Genomic DNA, 18321 nt, shown 5'->3' on the forward strand with positions numbered 1-18321 from the left:
AAGCACCAAATCATTGAGGAGCCGTGTGAGTTGGAAACTCTCATGCACGGTTTTGAAGACCAACGGGGTTGGTGACAACCTCGTTGAGTTTAATGAGAACGAATGGTTGTGGTACCAGACGACTCAGCAGTGCATTTTGTACTTCTGTTGAGTCATCTTTCATTAAAGCATTGCGAACTAAATCTTCCAGAACAGGTACGCTTTTATGAGGAGAAGCCATCGCAGCATCAATCAAAATTTTGGCGACTTCGGGGAGAAGCATATCTAATTGCGAAGCATCATTTGGCAAGATAAAGGCATTGTGAAAGACGAGATGAGCAATCTTCTTGGCTGCTTTGGGTGCAACTGCTTGCAGAAGAAAACCCGCACTTGAATGACCGACGAGAATAACAGGTTCTTGTTGTTGCTCTAGCACAGCCGCGATCGCGTCTAGGTAGTCAGCAAACGTTACCGATGCGAAGTCATCATCAGGATTGTTTCCAGGGAGCGTTGGAGCGACCGCTGTGTGACCTGCATTTTCGAGTTCTCGAATCACGCCGTCCCAACACCAACCCCCATGCCATGCACCATGAATGAGGACGAAATGTTGACTCATATATTTCTCCTGTTGTGTGAATTTCGGATTGCCGTATAGACAATCACAGTCAAATCTTCGTCAGCCAATCCGACTAGAGTGTGTTAAACCAGCTCACCTGTTGGAAAAGGAAATACAATGCTTGGGAGTTAGGTCTGTATTCCATACTACTCGGTTAAGGATTGTTAGCGATAATTATAAAAATGTAGAGACGCGAAAATTCGTATCTCTACAAGGTTTTTAGGTTGCTTGATTTTCTTCATCGAGCAGTATTAGCTCTGTATTGGACTCAACTGCAAATCGCTATATAATTTTCAAGCAATACCAAAATATTTTCTATACTGTTCTATTTGTTTTTGCATTCCCTCTAGTAATTTGCCAAAATCAGGATTATTCTCATCTTCATTGCTATCCACATTGGTATTGCCCAAAACCTTCTCATTGTTTTGGAATTGCGACCATAATTCGGGATTCGCTAATCCGTTATTATCTTCGGCTGATGTCAGATATTTTGTCGTTTCTGTAATTGGCTGACCCATTAGAGAACTAAAATTAGAATTATTAAAACTAGAAATTGTCTGTGATGTGAGATAATTTGTAGTTTGTGCATTGATGTGTAGCAAGTTGTCGTCAGATATCGCCTGCTTTGCCAGAGAACTGGTATTAGAAAGATTCAAATTAGAGATTGTAGTTTGTGTCTTATTTCCTACGGTGTCTGCAATCACCTGACTTGCCAGAGAATTGGTATTAGAAATATTCAAACTAGAGGTTGTAGTTTGTGTACTATTTCCGGCGGTGTCTGCGACAATCTCACGGACTTGGGCATCAGTCAGCTTGGAGTTAGCACTAAGCATCAGGGCAACTACACCAGCAACGTGGGGAGCAGCCATCGACGTACCGCTATAAGTAGCATACTGATTATTGGGAACTGAAGAGTAGACTTTGACTCCTGGGGCTGTGACGTAGGAAATTTCATTTGTTCCAGAGCGGTTAGAGAAGTCAGCTAGCTTATTATTTCTATCTACTGCCCCAACAGCAATTCCCGACTTGGATGCATAGCTGGCGGGATAGTCTGGTGATGAGCCACCATCATTACCTGCTGCCATGACGACAATCACTCCTTTGCTGCTAGCATAGTCAATGGCTGACTCTAAAGTAGGATTGGAATAAGGACCTCCTAAACTGAGGTTAATTACGTTAGCTCCATTGTTCACAGCGTAACGAATGCCCTTAGCGATGGAAGTGTAGGAACCGGAGCCAGACTCATCTAAAACTTTCACGGGCATAATCTTGGCATCATAAGCAATACCAGTGACACCGTAGTTATTATTCTCTCCTGCGATCGTCCCAGAAACATGAGTGCCATGACCGTTGTTGTCTAGGGTGTTGTTGTTACTATCAGCAAAGTTCCAGCCGTAATTATCATCAACATAGCCATTGCCATCATCATCTATACCGTTACCTGGAATTTCCTTGCTATTTGTCCAGATATTATTTTTTAAATCCTCGTGGTTGTAGTCAACTCCAGTATCTACAACAGCAACAACAACACCTTTACCTGTGTATCCGTGTGCCCAAGCTTCCGGTGCTTTAACAAGGTCTGCTCCCCAATTATTGCCACCAAGGTCAGGAACATCAGCAAAGGTATTCTGACCAGCAGCTCTAGCCACTGCTGCTGCTGCATTAATTAAGCCATAGCCATTGGTGGAGTTATAATTCTTAGTGCTTAAAGCATTAGCAGTAGCGTTACTGCTATTTTGCGATCGCACATCAGCATCGGCTGAGTTATAGCTACTACGTCTACTGATGTTGAGGCTATAGTCATCCTTTGTATTAAAGGTATCTAATGAGGAGATTGAAGAGACATTTAGCTGTTTATTTGACAACATATTGTTATTAACATCATCATGGAGCATAAGTGTTTTATTCTCAAAGATATCAATCGTTTTTTGACAGTTTGAAGCATTAAAATCTTTAATATAAAAAGATTTTCAGGTGTGAATTAGCTCCATTGTCAATAATTACTATGGAATTTGATAACAAAATGCTAATTCTATTACCAAAAAGCAGAATTAATAGTGGAGTTATTGTTAACATATTAAGTGATAAAATAAATATTAAGTTTTTAGTAGTATAAGTATAAATTAGTGAGATAAAAAATTAATTGCCTTCTGCTTCTAAACTTATAAATTCCAAAGGGTTGGGAGGTTTTGCTGTTACCAACAATACTTTTCAAACATCTTCTTAGCTCGACTTTATCCATTTTTACGCTTAGGCGAACACATAAACTGAAACCTTTGTCTGATGGCAGTTTTACTTTTTGATATTTATCGATAATTTATGAGGTAGAAAAAGTATTTGTCAAAAACCAGGCGTTTTGCTGGATAAAGAAAACCGAGTTCTTAATTTTGGATAAAGTCGAGCTTAGATGTGTCACAGCAGTAGTGTGCGTTAGACTCCGTTAACGCACCTATTTTTATACGTTAAAAAGTAATAATTCAGGTCAGTGGTAGTTGACAGAAGTAACATGATGGGAGAGCATCAGTTGTTAGCTCAACCTAATACTATAAAAACTTTACTGAGAGAAAATTATGGCAGGTAAATTTGATGGCAAAGTGTCACTTGTAACAGGTGGGACTTCAGGCATTGGTCGGGCTACTGCGATCGCCTTTGCTAACGAAGGCGCAAAGGTAGTCTTCACAGGTCGCCGAGAGGAAGAAGGACAAAAGGTCGTTGAGGTTATTAAACAAACAGGGGGAGAAGCAACTTTTTTGAGAGCCGATGTCTCGCAGGAAGAGGATATTAAGGTAACTATTGAAAAGACAATTGAGACTTATGGAAGACTTGATTACGCTTTTAACAATGCAGGAATTGAGTCACCGGTAACTCCACTGCACGAGCAATCGCTTGATAAATTTGATGAACTGATGGCAATCAACGTTCGCGGCGTGTTTCTCTCAATGAAGTACGAAATCATTCAAATGCTTCAACAAGGAAGTGGCGTAATCGTCAACACCTCATCCATCGCCGGGCTGATCGCTTTTCCGGGTGTTGCTCCGTACCATGCTAGTAAACATGCTGTCATGGGCTTAACCAAATCTGCGGCGCTGGATTACGCTAAACAGGGCATTCGGATTAATGCCGTCAATCCTGGCTTCATTACTACTGGTATGGTTGAGCGTTTCGCAGCGAACTTAGGAGAAGATGCCGATGCTGCCACGCAACAACTAATAAATTCTGTTCCAATGGGACGCATGGGCAGTTCAGAAGAAATTGCGTCTACAGTATTGTTTTTGTGTTCTGACGCAGCTGCTTACATAACTGGCCAGTCTTTGGTTGTGGATGGCGGTTTATTAGCGACCTGAGTTAATTACGCGCTTAACAACCTGAATCCTGAGGTTAAAAATAATTATTCCCAGTAAATCACGGCGGAAATAAAGCTACCATTCACAAGAGCCAGAAAGCGCAAAATAAAAGCCTTTTGATTTTTGCATAGCGGTACTAGTTCCTTTTCTGGTGGTGCAAGACAAAGACGACAAATACCTGATTCCAAAACATTGCGATCGCAATAGACAAAGGAAAAGAAAAAGAATGTAGAGATGTACCGATGCTACGTCTCTACAAGGGTTCTGGGTAACGCATATTTAATTTCTGGAGATGTCTAATATTTATCATCCTGTTAGATAACAAGTTTGCAACCAAATCAAATGGCGAATAGAGTTATGCTCCATTCGCCAAATATCAAGTAGACACAACCTAAAATCTACTTAAATCTACTAAACATTTGCTTGCTGCCTTTGATATAATGACCAATACAAACCTTTTTGTTGCAACAACTCTGAGTGAGTACCCCGTTCGGCAATCACACCTTGCTCCAATACCAAGATCAAATCAGCACGTTTGAGGGGGGCAAAGCGGTGAGCAATCAAGAACACGGTACGATTAGCGGAAATTTTTTGGAGGTTTTGCAGTACTTGTTGTTCAGTTTCACTATCCAAAGCGCTGGTAGCTTCATCCAAAACTAAAATCGGCGCTTGGGAAAGAAATAGCCTTGCTAGGGCAATACGTTGTCTCTGTCCGCCAGATAAAGCGGTACCGCGTTCACCAACATTGGTTTCGTAACCGTAGGGTAATTGACTGATGAAGTCGTGGGCTACTGCTAATCTTGCCGCCTCTACTACTTGCTCTGCGGTAATGTCGGGAGTACCGAGAGTGATATTTTCCAAAATGGAACCGTTGAATAAAAAGTCTTCTTGGAGAACTACACTAACTTGTTGCCGCAGTGAGGCTAAATCGGCACTTTTAATATCAAAACCATCAATCAGGATGCGCCCTGATTCAATTTGATAGAGGCGTTGCAATAGCTTAGACAGGGTACTTTTACCAGAACCGCTACGTCCAACAATGCCAACAAATTGCCCTGGTTCGACACTGAAAGAGATTCCCCGCAGAATTGCTTCAAAGTTCGGCCGGTAGCGGAAAAAGACTTGCTCAAATGTGACTTGTCCTTTAAGCGCTGGTAAAACTAGGCCAGTTCCCAGTTCAGCTTCTGGGGAGACGTTGAGAATATCACCAATCCGATCTACAGAAAGTAGCACTTGTTGGAGGTTTTGCCACAACTGTACTAAGCGCAAAAGTGGGCCTGTGACTCTACCAGATAGCATTTGAAAGGCAACTAGCTGCCCGATTGTCAGCTTTTGGTCGATGACTAACTTGGCTCCAAACCAGAGAATCAGCATGGTGGACAAATTGGTAAGAAAGTCGCCAATGTTGCTGCTGATATTGGAGGTAGTAGAAGCTTTAAAACCTGTGCGAATGAAGCGAGCAAATAAACCTTCCCAGCGATCGCGGGCTACTGGTTCTGCTGCATGGGCTTTAACGGAGTGAATCCCGGTGATTGTCTCCACTAGAAACGATTGACTATCGGCACTCCGGTTAAAGGTTTCGTTGAGCCAGTTACGTAGAATTGGGGTTGCAACTATCGTCAATGTGGCAAATAGCGGCAGTACTGCTAAAGCGACAAAGGTGAGGGGGATGTTATAATAAAACATCAATGCCAGGTACACCACTGCAAAGATGCTATCTAGAATCACAGTTAAGGCTGTACCTGTGAGAAACTGACGAATTTGTTCGAGTTCCTGGACTCGTGCTATTGTGTCGCCGACGCGCCGCGACTCAAAATAAGCCAAAGGCAGACGCATCAGATGGCGAAATAGCTGTGCTGATAAACTCAAATCCAGACGACGAGCTGTATGGGTAAAGATGAATAGGCGCAGAATGCCAAGTATCGACTCAAATATGGCTACGAATAAAAGTGCGATCGCCATCACATCGAGAGTCGGCAAACTCGCCTGCACCATCACTTTATCAATGACGACTTGGGTAATTAGCGGTGTTGTTAACCCTAAAAGCTGTAAGGTAAAAGATGCTAACAATACTTCTGTGAGCAATCCCTTATACTTCAAAACTGCGGGGATGAACCAACTCAGGTTAAATTTTTCTTGCTGGGATATCAGTTCTACTTGCCACAATTGTCCATCCCAAGACCCTTCAACTATGGACTGCGGCAAGCTTTCACAAGTCCGTTCGGGATTTAGAGGATTAGCGATAATTAAGCGATCGCCTTTAACTCCATAGGCTACCACCCAGGATGGACTCTGGGGTGATTCAGAATTCCACAGCAATAACGCTGGAAATGACAGTTGTCGCAACTCACCCCAACTCATTTGTAACCGCCGCAACACTAACCCTAACTTTTCTGCTGCTTCCACAACCTGTTTTGGGCGTTGTCCTCTGAGTTGGCGCTGCACCCATTCCAGTTGCACAGAATTTTCTAACTGTTGCGCCACCATTGTTAAACAGGCAGCTGCTGTGTTCCAGCTAGCAACAAACGGATAATTTGAGATGATTATATTGGCGGTTGGGAGTCCTCTTTGGGGTTGGAGGCTGTGGGGGCTGGAAGTCCCCACTGAGGCTGGCGCTAGTGAAGGAGTCGAAGAGAAGGAAAATGTCTCTTTGTCTCTCTCAATGCCCACTGGTAAGATTTGCCAGAACTCCTGAATCTGTGGGTGAGAGAATTCTGCCCACAGCGCACTATCCCAACACACTAATATCACTTCTTTACTAGCAGCTACAGCTTTAAAATCCGCAGACAGCTTTTGTAAGTCACCAAACCAATCCCCCGCATCTAGGGCGGCTATTGGTTTGCTAACCCCCTCTTCTCGCAAGCGGACTTTCCCGGACACAATTAAGAATTGATAACCGCCGACATCATTTGACCAGATTTTTTCTCCAAGACGATACTGACGGGTTTGGAACTCATTTTGCAACTGGGATTGTTGTTCGGGAGTCAGCCAGCATAACGGTGGCTGATTCCAAGGCAAAGAAGCTAGCACTTTTAATCGTAAAGATTCATTATCCAGAATTTTTAACTCACTTGTAGCTTGACTGTCAGGTTTTGAATTTTCTCTGCTAGCCATTTCTCAAACAACTCATTTTGTAGTGCTTGCTTTAGTTGAGTATCTTCTAAAGACGCTGGCAGAAATTGTTCTACTCGAAACAAACCATAAGGTCCTTCTCCTTGGGGAGAGTCTTTGCCAACGATTTCTATGGGTCCAATCAATTGTCCAGGACTCGCCACATCAATAGCTGCCCGTAATATATCCGGCATACTTCCGCGGCTGATGATTCCCATCATCCCGTTCACAATTCGGTCATCTGCAAGTGAATATTCTTTAGCTAGTTGCTCAAAACTACCTCCTTCTTCAATTTGGGTTTGGAGTTCGTCTGCCAATTCTCGATTATCAACAACAATTCGGCACAGTACTAACCGATCCAAAAAAATTTTGCGTTCAATAAAATATTCTTGAAGTTTTGGTTCCGTTACTACAGCTTTCAGCTTTTCTAACTTGTAACCAAAATTAACCGATGTATGAAAGGTAGCGTAATCTGTATTATTGGTCTTTAACCATTCTTGAAAACTTTCAGGGTCAGTCAGTTGATTTTTCAGCCGAAAGTCAATAATTGCCTGTTCAGTTATTGCTGTACCAATCTCCACATCGTCTCGTGTTCGGATTTCTGACTCAATTACGTACTGGCGGAGAATATCCCCAATGAACTGTCCCAATTTTCCAGAAGCTTGCAGATACTTTACTGCTGACTCAATAGAAATTACTTGGTCATTAATTGTCAAAAATGGTAAAGATTCCATGAACTAATTATGTGAAAATGGTTAAACACTTATAGGACTTTTAAATTAGATCATATAGAAATCATCTGGTATTGATCGATAAATATGATAAAGATTCCATGAACTGATTACATCTAGATGCTTAAAAAATTATCTAGCTAGTAAATAATATAATTTCCCCTGATCACTTTTACAGTCTGGCGGGGAGAAAACAGGATTGAAAATCTCAGTTGTAAGGCAAAGCAAGTTTTGTAACCAAATCTTTATAGATTCAGAGAAATAATCAGGTAGGTAGATAGGCGAAAATAAACCAAAATTTATTAAGTATTGTTTCTTGCGAGTTTTCTACGCCAGTTACTAAAAGTCGAGCCACTGCGTTGCTTTTGTTACTCAAGTTGTAGGAACTGACGTAGAAAAATTGTCTCAGACGCGATTTTAACGAGTAATTGTTTACTCTCATCGGTCTACTTAATGATACTTATCCATGTCCAGGCAAGTAGGACAGCCGCGATCGCACCAATTAAAGTATTGAAAATATTTACCACTTCATTGGTCAGCCAAGTATACTTAGATTGCAGTGTTGCTCCAATGACGCTTTCGATGTTGGTGGCAATAAATGCTGCCAGCACACACCAAGCCACTCCCAATAGATCAATTAAACCAACTGCCCAACCAACAAATGCGATCGCCACAGAAGCCACAATCCCAGCTAAAGTTCCCTCCAAGCTTACCGCTCCTTCTGTACCGCGAGGCACTGGTTGGAATGTGGTAATTAGAAAGGTGCTTTTACCATAAGCTTTACCAACTTCGCTAGCAGTGGTATCAGCCAGTTTGGTACTGAAACTTGCTACATAGCCTAACAATAATAGGGACTGGAGACTTGTACTGAGCGTTGCTGAAGTATTGAGAACTAGAAACTTGTACTGAGCGAAGTCGAAGTATTGCGGACTAGGTACAAAAAATCCCGAATTGAGCAACCCGACTCCCAAGGCACACAGCGCCCCAATCAAAGCCGAACCCCAAACATTTTCTGGGCCTCTTGCCCCAGAACGCTTTTCAGCAATTCCTTCTGCCTCCTTCTGCGCCATACCGATGCGGGTAACGCCAGAACCAACCAGAAAATAGAACATTACTACTGCATATCCTTGCCAACCTAGAGTTACCCAAATTAGGATGGCTAAGAACCAAGCGTGGAATAATCCAGCAGGGGTAAGCAGCTTTTTCGGAGCAATCGCAGCTAAACCCAATAGAATTGTGTTTAATCCTACAGCTACCAACGAGGGATTAACAGAATCAATTAAGGATGACATCAGCAATTAATTATGAGTAATTTTGTCTGAATATCAACAGAATAACGAATTTCTCACACTTAGTACTGAATTTCTGACACCTCCCCAGCTAAAGTAATATTTTTGTATTATTAACTATTAAAACTGTGTTCAAGTTAACCACAATCAAGACCAATACGCTTGGGTTAAGAAAAATAGTAGGTTGGGTTGTTGGGTTTCGCTATTGCTCAACCCAACAAATGGTTGATAAGGTTAGATTAACCTGCCCTAAGCAAGCTACGGTTCTCAAACCAACCTACACCAGTTTTAGTTTTTAGGCTTAACCCAAGCGTATTGCAATTAAGACTTAACAGCATCAATTGTAAATAGCATCAACTACTAATCTTTTCCACACAAGCTATGAGCCAAACTTTATTCCATCTGGCTTTCCCTGTGACTGATATTGCCCAAACAAAAGCATATTACGTGGATGGCTTGGGCTGCATTCCTGGTCGTGAAAACCAGCACGCCCTGATTCTCAATCTCTATGGTCATCAACTAGTCGCTCACGTCACCAAAGAACCCTTAATACCGCAAAACACTATCTATCCCAGACACTTTGGGCTAATTTTTACTCAAGAACGTGATTGGCAAGACTTACTAGAAAGGGCACAACAACAACAGCTACTTTTTCGTGAAGAAACCAAAAATCGCTTTGTTGGTTTTCCTCTTGAGCATCGCACTTTCTTTTTAGAAGATCCCTTTTATAACCTAATGGAGTTCAAGTATTATCGTCACCCAGAGGCGGTTTTTGGGAGTTACGAACATACACAAATTGGCGATCGGACTTAAGAAATTCAAAATAAAGAAATGCAAGCTTAACAAGCATCATGGCTACTAACTGGATGCTTTCTCCAGCAAGGGTAGCTTAATCTTAATACGCTCTAAAAGTATTTTCACTACTGCTAAACTCCTGGAGTCTGTCAGCATCCAAGGGTGTAGAGGAACTGGCACTATTACTTGGCTTCCTACGGACATTTGTGAACTATTCGCTGGGACAATCATCAAATCATAAGGTGTCCAGATAGATGTAAAATCTAGCTGCCCTAATATTACAGCATCAGAATTTAAATCCTTGAGAAAAATGCTGTCGGGACGCATTTGTACGCAACCAGGACGCCGGGAAGCATAAGCAACCACAGTTCCATGATGGGGCGAAGAGATCGTGATAAACCTCTGCACGCGGTTAATTCCTCCTAGTCGCTGAACATAGTAACGGCTGACAATTCCTCCCATGCTGAAGCCTACTAAATCTAGGCGTTGTTCTGATGCAAAGGTAGCTGTAACATAATCAGATACCTGCTTTGCCAACTCATCAAGACCGACATCACCATTATTTGGCACTAAATTTAGGGCATGTACAGACAAACCTCGTTGTATTAGGTAGTTCCTCATTTGATGGAAAACTGCCTCTGTGTCGTCAATGCCGTGTATTAACAAAACGGGATTGGATTGTTGATTTTCAATGTTCATTGACAAAATCTGGCTGAATTAAGGGATGTATTTCACTTTTATAGCTAAATACTGCTCTACAAACTGAAGCTGTTGCTTTTGGGATTCTTTAAAAGATATTTTTGCAGAACTGAAATGTTGCTCAAGATAGGATGTATAAAATCTAACTAATTAATCTCGCCATCTGCCATTCGGGTATGACGCTCCTCCAGCTGGTTGAGAGCTAACTGCTTGCTTCACTTCAATTAACTATTTAGTAAACAAAGAAATGTTAATTTTTGTAAAGCTTGCTTTCAGAATCTTGCTCTTAGGTACAGTAAAATTTAATAATTAATTCTCGGTTTATACAGGTTACAAGTGCCTGCAAGAAAACATTTGCCCTGTAGTTTTACTACAATGTTGATTAAGCACAAGCCTATAAAGGTTGTCACCAGAACGAGGTGACACAAAGCAGAAAATGTAACATTTTGTCGTAATTTTTAACAATTACGGTTGAGTTCCAAATATAACAGGCAGGAGTAATTGTAATGGATTTTATCAAAAAGTTAATTTCAGGTATTCTGGATTTCTTTACTGGACTGTTACGAGGGAAGAAGAAAGGCAACGGCTATTTCTTAGAATTGGACGAAGCCAAAGATGCTGCCAAAGATGCTGCTAAAGAGTTAGCATCGAACGCCAAGAAAGTAGCAGAAACAGTTACATCGAATGCTAAGAAAGCAACGGCAACAATTACATCACAAGCATCAGAAACACTATCTCCATCGAAGCCAGATTCATTGAACGGAACAAAAACCGCCGCAGATAAGGCTCAGGCAAAATCAGCTAAAAATCCTAAACCAGCTGATGTTCAGCTAGTCCAGACTGCTGAGGGTCTTAGAGTTGAACCGGGCAAAAATGCAAAAGCCGCAGCAGCCAAAGTACTCAAAGAGCAGCCAACTGAAACCACCTTTGCGCCTAAATATCTCGCTCCTTCGACTACTAGCTCTAATGGTCGTCGGCGTCCAGGGGCAAATATGAGTGCTTACTTAGACATGGCTCGTCAGATTAAAACGCCTAAGTAATTGATAGAAATCCTAAATTTACGGTTTCTAGAGATTAAACGTGAATATGCAAGGTTAAGATAACTTTGCCAGTTGTAGATGGGGAAACTCTCCAAAGTAGGAGCGATCGCTTAATTTTCTCCACTACAACTGCATCTTTTAGGGTTGAGGCTTTTTCATCCAAAACTACCCGTTCTATCCGACCTTTCTTGACGGTGAACTCAAAGACGATTTCACCACTGAAGCCTGAAGGAAAGTTTAGTTATTGAAGGTGTTGGGTTAGATCAGCAATTCCTGTTTCATCTAAGCCAGTGACGCTAATTAGTTTTAATTGATGGTTGATGCCTGCATCTGATATTTCACCTTCTTGCATGTCCTGGGAATCAAAGCTATTAAAGCTCAAAGAGATATCGACTTCTTTGGTTACTGGCGATTGTGGCGATCGCTTTTATCTGGAGCTTCTGCTAAGGTTGGTGCTGATGGCATTGAGAGTGATATTTGACCCGCAAAACCACCAGCAGGAGGACTGCCAAACACTCCTTGGTAACTAACTGCTTCAGGCATATTCTCTTAACCTGTCACGGATGGTCTCACCCTGGAAATTAACTACGACCGGACAGGGTAACGGAAAGATATACACTGCTTCTAAAGGCTGCGTGAAGGGATTTTCAAAGCTTTGAATCACCTCAACTCGTGACAAGTTACCTGCAATTTTTGCTAGAACTTCCGTATGCTTGAGCGAAAAAAGTTGCTGTTTTCCTTGAGGGGATTGAACGTGCAAACCCCCTAACTGTTGGTTTTTAGCACTTACTGTATTCATAGATTTGATAGCTTCTTTTGTGTGGAATATAAAGCTAGGCTAACCATACTTAGATTTTTTCAAAAATCAAATCGGATTGCTATAAATTAATTAATCTACTGATGATGATTTATTTTATTGTTGGTTTAACCAAGTTTCTAAATCAGCAACAATAGAAAAGTCTAGTAATGCTTCTCCTAGATTCTCTAATTGTTCAATCGACAATCCTTTAATTCTCTCGATTAATGATGCATTAATTTCCCCAATACGGCGATTGAGTAAGCGTAGAACTAAACGTTGTTCTCCTGACTGTACAGCTTGTTCTCTGTCTCTTTGATAAAGTGGTTCTAGTCGCATAATTAACTCCCGATCATCTTCTTCTAATTCTTGATTTACTCTCAAGTTTTCGCGCAAGTTGTAAACTAATTCAAGTGTTGCTTTCTGATATGGATAATTTAATGGTAACGCTTGCAACTCGACAATTGCTTGTGATTGCACACTTCCCCTTCCCAAAAGCCTCAACCACAAAGTCTCCTGTGTTTGCGGTAGTTGATGTATCGCCACAATTGCTGTCCGCAAGGCATCTGGCAGAAAATGTACTCCCGATAACCAACCTTCTTTTTGAATAGTTCCAAAGCTAGACAATCTAGCTTCAGATACGGTAGGTGTAATAACCCACAACTTGGGAATTTCTGAGTCTTGAAGTTTGGTTTTATTTACTTTAGCTTCTCGTCGCACGAGAGCCTTTATTTCTAATAATTTTAGAATACAGTCGCATATTTCATCGATAGAAGCTGGATTGCGGAATGGTTCTATTATTGCAGGATGTTCAGCAAATCTTCCTAGCAATCCTAGTACTTGTAAATTAGAGCTTTGCTGTTTAGAAGGAGTAAACAAAACATCTATTTCTTTAATCTCTCCTGAAACTTTTTCTGATGGCTTGACTTCTCCGTAATCTTTTAGTAATTCTTCCAGATAGTCATTGGCGAATTTATCATGTATAAAGCGCGTCATTTTATACTTGTCTACGAATTATTTAACCAACACCAATCCACTATATAAATGAAAAGCTGAGTCCCAATTAGTCTGTTCCCTACGAAACAGATGAATGTGAGACTTGATATGATTCAGCATTTCTGTTTGGTCTAATGCTGTATCTGCAAAGGGCGTGAAATCTGACCAAATTTTGACTTGAGGTAGTTGCTGGTCAATCCAAGTCGATAAACTATTCCAATTAATTCTGATTGTATTTTGGCTAGCTTGGGGAATGATTTCTAAACCTTGCTGAAATTGATAGCCGTTATCATAAAGTCGCAGAATGCAACGTCTACCAAGTAGGTGTAAATCACAAAACTGAGCATAGTCTTGTGTTTGAGTTTTCCATTCCAGTTTACGGCGGGCATCAACATCTAGAACTTGTTCAAAAATGGGCAAAAGTCCTACTACTCTTGCTGTGACTTCTGACCAGTCAAAGGTCAGAGAACCGAGTTGATTTGCCTGATTGCAGCAAACAATAGTTGCTTGTGGGGTAGATGCTTGGAAATATTTGACTTGATAAACTTGAATTTGCTGAATTTGAGCTATTGTTGCCCAAAAGCAGGGAATACCAGCCTGCTGTAGCTGTTCGCCATAAAATTTTAGTTCTCCTACTTGGCCAGTGCGGTACAATCTCCAGCCACGACTTGGCAGTATTAATCGTGCAGTGTAGGGGTCTAATTGCATAATCTGAGCGAATTTTCGAGACGCTTCTGTTTTCATCTCGGTACTGAGTGGCTCTAAGACTAGTACGCCAAGTTCAGTGTTATTCGGTTGGGCTGTTGCTTGGGAAATGGCTCTTTGTCTTTCTTCTTGCTCTATTTCTTGTAGCCGTCGCAAACCTTGACGTGCGAGTGACACTATTTTGCTATTCGTTGTATCTCGCAGCAGTTGCCGGTAAATTTTTTCTGCATCTTGGCGCTTTTCAGATACTTCATATAGCCGACCGAGATAATATTGTACCCAAGGATTTTCGGGCGATTCTTTTTGCAGCTGTTTGAGTAATTTAGCAGCTGTTTGATAGTCTTTATGCTCAAAAGCGATCGCAACTTGCTCAATCATCACTTAACTTTAAATATACGCTGGAGTGATGTCTCGCGCAAAAGTTATTTTGCGTGAGCTATAAATCATTTATACTTCACAAGCTGCGGTAATCAAGGATAATGCTACTACTGGGGCTGTAACTGCTCTCAGGATGCGGCGACCAAGGGAAACAGGTTGGAATCCAGATGCTAAAGCATTCTCAATTTCTTTTGTTGTCCATCCTCCCTCTGGGCCAGTAGCAATGATAATCTCGTCAGAGATGCTACTCAGCACCTTGTTTAAATGGGGATACTCTCCACGAGCCTCACAAATGTAACTGTGACTTGTCTGATTCGCAGTGACAGCAGTACTAAAAGCAACAGGTTCTAAAATTGTCGGCACAAAAGAGCGCTCTGATTGCTCGGCGGCTTCGGCTGCGATGCGCCGCCAGCGTTCGAGTTTTTGATAACTAGGATGAAGCAAAGTGCGATCGCTCAATACTGGTGCAATACAAGTTACTCCCAACTCCGTACAGCACCGCACCACTTCATCAAATCCATTGCCTTTGGGCAACGCCACCATCAGCGTAATCGATACAGGTAATTCGGTTTCTACTGTCAGTGCTTCTAAAACCTCTGCTTGTTCCCCTGCTAGCTGCGCTAACCACCATTTTCCTTTACCATCCATTGCAATAAAGCGATCGCCTTCACGCAAGCGCAACACCCGCCCCAAATAATGCTGTTGTTCTTTTGTGAGCAAAATTTGCCCTTGTTGGAGTTGGTCAGGTGCGATCGCAATTCTTTGCAGTTGAGACATTTTTCTTAATAAATTATTGCCCTGCTCTAGACAACGAATTAGGGAATAACGTAGACGCTTCGGCTTGCCGCAGGCTACCGCAGAGGCGCAGGCCAGTGCGTTGCGGGGGTTCCAAGAGTTGTAGCAACTGGCGCGACACGGAGAAATCAGAGTTTGGGAGATATTTTACGTAAGTCCTAATTCCAATACAGTTGAGTTAAACATTTTTTCCTTCTCTTCCTTCTCTGCGAGACGCTGCGCGAATGCGTTCTTCTCTACGAGACGCTACGCGAATGCGTCCTTCTCTGCGAGACGCTGCGCGAAGGCGGTTCGTTAAAAAAATTAGCTTCTTCCAGAAATAAAACTTATGCAAGATAGACGCAGATGGACACAAATAAATCCATCTGTGTCCATCTATGATTTCAATATCTTCAATTCTTCGGCTTACGAAAGATTTTGGAAGTAAGCCTCTAGCGCCTCACTCACCAACTCAGTCATCGGTTTACCTTGACTTTCTGCGACTTCCTTTAACTTAGTATAAGCCTCAGCTTTCAAATTCACCCGATGACGCGATTTGCTTCCAGCATTGGCTGTTTCCGGGTCGTAGGTGGCAGTAAATTCGCGGATGGCATCAAAACCAATGCGATCGCAAAAATCACCAAAGCTTTCTTTCGATTTCCGAGATTTCTTAAAGTAAACAAAAATCGGTTCTAGGAAGCTTTCCAAGTCATTATGGTGCAGCTTTTCTGTGTAAGGTTGCGCCAGTCGCGTTTGATTTGGCGAACCCCCTAACCATAATTGGTAAGATTCTGGAGCGCTACCGACAAAGGCTAATTCTGCCAAGTAGGGACGAGCGCAACCGTTGGGGCATCCTGTCATCCTTACCACAAAATGTTCATTTTGTAAACCTATTTTATCTAATAGGGCGCGAACCCGCTCCAAAATCCCCGGTATTGCTCGTTCTGATTCCGTGATTGCCAAGCCGCAAGTCGGCAAAGCCGGACAAGCCATTGCATAGCGCACTAAAGGTTCGATTTTACTAGGGTCGTCTCCGACACCGTAACGGCTGAGAATGTCTTGAATAGCTTGCTTGCTATCTGGTTCGATATCGTAAAAAATCAGGTTGTGGTTGGCTGTCAGACGGATGGGCAAGTTGAACTGCTTGACAATTTCCCGCAAAGCGGTTTTCAGTTGAAACGAACCTTCATCCTTGATTCGGCCATTGTCAATGGAAATTCCTAAGAATAGCTTGCCATCACCTTGTTCATTCCAGCCGAGGAAGTCGTAATATTTAAACTCTGGCAGTGGTTTGAAGGCTTCAACTGGTTTCCCGAAATATTCCTCAACTTGAGTGCGGAATTTATCTACACCCCAATCGTTGATTAGATATTTTAATCTAGCATGACGACGATCAGTGCGATCGCCATAATCTCTTTGGGTAGCAACAATCGCTTTTACTATGTCGTAAACGTCATCCTTCGCCACATAACCGATGGGGTCTGCTAACCTAGCGAAAGTTTCTTCTTTACCGTGTGTTCTACCTAAACCACCACCAGCAAAAATATTAAATCCTTCTAATTGCTTCTTCTTATTGGTAATCACTACCAACGTCAGGTCTTGCGAATACAAATCAATCGAATTATCCCCTGGCACCGTCACGCAAATTTTAAACTTGCGGGGCATATAGTGCGTGCCATAAATCGGTTCTTCATTGTCATGGATAATTGTGCCATTCCCATTGCGCTGTCGCGCCGCCTTCACCTCTGGGTCTTCTTCTGCACTAATTGCTTTTTCCCCATCCAACCAAATTTCGTAATAAGCGCCTGTTTGCGCTGAGAGCAAGTCAGCAATATTCTGGGCATACTCCCAAGCATACTGATACTCAGGGCGATTCTTAAAGGGGGCTGGTGGTGCCATCACATTCCGGTTGACATCACCGCAAGCTCCCAAAGTCGAACCCAGATTCTTGACAATTGTGGCAATTGATGATTTAAGGTTCTTCTTTAAAATTCCGTGCATTTGGAAACCTTGACGGGTAGTTACTCGTAAGGTGTGGTTGCCATACTCATCAGCTAGTTTATCTAAAGCCAGATACAGTTGCTGCGGCACTAAACCACCCGGATTTTTTGTCCGCAGCATAAACTGGTAATCTTTTTCCTGTCCCTTGAGGCGGTTGTCGCGGTTATCCTGTTGGTAAGAACCGTGAAACTTCAAAAGCTGCACCGCGTCTTCGGTAAAATGGGTAGTATCTTGAAGGATCTCAGTTGCTACAGGTTCACGCAAAAAATTACTATTTTCCTTGATTCCTTCTACTTTGGAAGGCTTACGGCTAGCGATGGGGGAAGGAGCAGAATTAACCATTAGACTTGTATAGTGTTCTCAATAAAGCATTACGTAGACGCCGAATCAGCACCCTTCGGCTACTTGATCCCCGGTAATCCGGCCGGAATAATGAGGAATATTCTAATTTTACCACGGCAAAAGCCGGCTTTGTCAGTAATGTAACACTTAACAAAACCAGCTTTTTGGTGTGGTGAGTGAAGAAATGTTGAGTCCTGAGTACTTAAGTAAAGTATAGAATGACTGAGGACTGAATAATTTTTTATTTGAAGCGATCGCCAATACCACCATTAATGCTAACAGCAGAAGCATCGGTATTTTGGTAGGCACTAAGTCCGACTTTGGCATTAGTATAGACGAGCAAGTTGTTAGCAACTTCTGATTCAATACCAGTACCTAAAACTACTGGATCTCTGTTACCTATAGGAATTAGTGAGCCATTTTTTCTACAAAAGAATAACCAACGGTTAAATAAGCATGAGTTCTATTAGCGATGGGCACATCCACGCAAATTTCAGCGAGAATGGCACTCGTGTTATCACTCCAGAGGACATTAGCGCGTGCAGAAAATGGCGTATTTCCCAATTTCATCCTACCTGTGACATTACCACCAAATGTAGCATTATCGTTGATGCCTTGTCTGCCACTGATAACGCCAGCACTAACATAACTAGTATCAGTAAAAAAGTCGCAGACACTTTTAAAGCTGGCACAATATTTCTAACTAAAACTAAGTCGAGAGATGG

Annotated in this window: 15 protein-coding genes and 2 pseudogenes; 3 read left to right on the forward strand and 14 right to left on the reverse strand. The window is 42.1% G+C overall.

The window, feature by feature from the left end; translation table 11 throughout:
* Positions 1-40: 40 nt before the first annotated feature.
* Positions 41-595 (reverse strand): alpha/beta hydrolase, encoded by a 555-nt coding sequence (locus tag V7K15_RS13840; RefSeq protein ID WP_334906069.1) that lies wholly within the window; start codon positions 593-595, stop codon positions 41-43.
* A gap of 293 nt (positions 596-888) precedes the next feature.
* Positions 889-2490 carry a S8 family peptidase gene (locus tag V7K15_RS13845; protein ID WP_334906070.1) on the reverse strand — a complete coding sequence of 534 codons (1602 nt, stop codon included), beginning with the start codon at positions 2488-2490 and terminating at the stop codon, positions 889-891.
* A 675-nt stretch (positions 2491-3165) separates the two neighbouring features.
* Here V7K15_RS13845 and V7K15_RS13850 point away from each other — a divergent pair.
* Positions 3166-3939: an SDR family oxidoreductase gene (locus V7K15_RS13850; protein WP_334906071.1), complete on the forward strand. Its 774-nt coding sequence runs from the start codon at positions 3166-3168 to the stop codon at positions 3937-3939.
* A 411-nt stretch (positions 3940-4350) separates the two neighbouring features.
* Here V7K15_RS13850 and V7K15_RS13855 read toward each other — a convergent pair whose 3' ends face one another.
* The 3 genes from V7K15_RS13855 to V7K15_RS13865 all read right to left on the reverse strand — a co-directional run bounded on the left by V7K15_RS13855 (position 4351) and on the right by V7K15_RS13865 (position 9073).
* The gene (locus V7K15_RS13855; RefSeq protein WP_334906072.1) at positions 4351-7053 is read right to left on the reverse strand and encodes a type I secretion system permease/ATPase; all 2703 of its coding nucleotides are present in this window, start codon (positions 7051-7053) and stop codon (positions 4351-4353) included.
* Positions 7002-7784 carry a foldase protein PrsA gene (locus tag V7K15_RS13860; RefSeq protein ID WP_334906073.1) on the reverse strand — a complete coding sequence of 261 codons (783 nt, stop codon included), beginning with the start codon at positions 7782-7784 and terminating at the stop codon, positions 7002-7004. The genes V7K15_RS13855 and V7K15_RS13860 overlap by 52 nt, the downstream gene beginning before the upstream one ends.
* 443 nt (positions 7785-8227) lie before the next feature.
* Complete coding sequence (locus V7K15_RS13865; RefSeq protein WP_334906074.1) at positions 8228-9073, reverse strand: DUF92 domain-containing protein; 846 nt, start codon at positions 9071-9073, stop codon at positions 8228-8230.
* 378 nt (positions 9074-9451) lie between these two features.
* Between V7K15_RS13865 and V7K15_RS13870 the strand changes: the two genes are divergently transcribed.
* Positions 9452-9883 carry a VOC family protein gene (locus tag V7K15_RS13870; RefSeq protein ID WP_334906075.1) on the forward strand — a complete coding sequence of 144 codons (432 nt, stop codon included), beginning with the start codon at positions 9452-9454 and terminating at the stop codon, positions 9881-9883.
* 45 nt (positions 9884-9928) lie between these two features.
* On the opposite strand, the gene V7K15_RS13875 is transcribed toward V7K15_RS13870, so the two are convergent.
* On the reverse strand, positions 9929-10564 hold the full coding sequence (locus tag V7K15_RS13875) for an esterase/lipase family protein (RefSeq protein ID WP_334906076.1): 636 nt from the start codon (positions 10562-10564) through the stop codon (positions 9929-9931).
* A 506-nt stretch (positions 10565-11070) separates the two neighbouring features.
* Here V7K15_RS13875 and V7K15_RS13880 point away from each other — a divergent pair.
* Positions 11071-11604: a hypothetical protein gene (locus V7K15_RS13880; protein WP_334906077.1), complete on the forward strand. Its 534-nt coding sequence runs from the start codon at positions 11071-11073 to the stop codon at positions 11602-11604.
* 34 nt (positions 11605-11638) lie between these two features.
* Here the strand turns inward: V7K15_RS13880 and V7K15_RS29985 are convergent.
* From V7K15_RS29985 to V7K15_RS13915, 8 genes and pseudogenes are all read right to left on the reverse strand, one after another.
* Positions 11639-11833, reverse strand: a pseudogene (locus tag V7K15_RS29985) (after-VIT domain-containing protein); the annotation flags it as partial.
* A 173-nt stretch (positions 11834-12006) separates the two neighbouring features.
* Positions 12007-12147 carry a hypothetical protein gene (locus tag V7K15_RS13885; protein WP_334906078.1) on the reverse strand — a complete coding sequence of 47 codons (141 nt, stop codon included), beginning with the start codon at positions 12145-12147 and terminating at the stop codon, positions 12007-12009.
* Positions 12140-12403 carry a VIT domain-containing protein gene (locus V7K15_RS13890; protein WP_334906079.1) on the reverse strand — a complete coding sequence of 88 codons (264 nt, stop codon included), beginning with the start codon at positions 12401-12403 and terminating at the stop codon, positions 12140-12142. The genes V7K15_RS13885 and V7K15_RS13890 overlap by 8 nt, the downstream gene beginning before the upstream one ends.
* A 114-nt stretch (positions 12404-12517) precedes the next feature.
* Positions 12518-13396 (reverse strand): DUF4351 domain-containing protein, encoded by an 879-nt coding sequence (locus V7K15_RS13895; protein WP_334906080.1) that lies wholly within the window; start codon positions 13394-13396, stop codon positions 12518-12520.
* An 18-nt stretch (positions 13397-13414) separates the two neighbouring features.
* Positions 13415-14479: a tetratricopeptide repeat protein gene (locus V7K15_RS13900; RefSeq protein WP_334906081.1), complete on the reverse strand. Its 1065-nt coding sequence runs from the start codon at positions 14477-14479 to the stop codon at positions 13415-13417.
* A 69-nt stretch (positions 14480-14548) separates the two neighbouring features.
* Positions 14549-15256, reverse strand: coding sequence for a 16S rRNA (uracil(1498)-N(3))-methyltransferase (locus V7K15_RS13905; protein WP_334906082.1), 708 nt, complete (start codon positions 15254-15256; stop codon positions 14549-14551).
* A 423-nt stretch (positions 15257-15679) separates the two neighbouring features.
* A complete protein-coding gene (gene sir, locus V7K15_RS13910) occupies positions 15680-17596 on the reverse strand; it encodes a sulfite reductase, ferredoxin dependent (protein ID WP_334906083.1) in 1917 nt (638 codons plus the stop codon).
* Between the two features lie 241 nt (positions 17597-17837).
* Positions 17838-18256 (reverse strand): annotated as a pseudogene (locus tag V7K15_RS13915) (hypothetical protein); the annotation flags it as partial.
* Positions 18257-18321: the final 65 nt, after the last annotated feature.

The organism is Nostoc sp., assembly GCF_036919815.1.
Lineage (GTDB): Bacteria > Cyanobacteriota > Cyanobacteriia > Cyanobacteriales > Nostocaceae > Nostoc.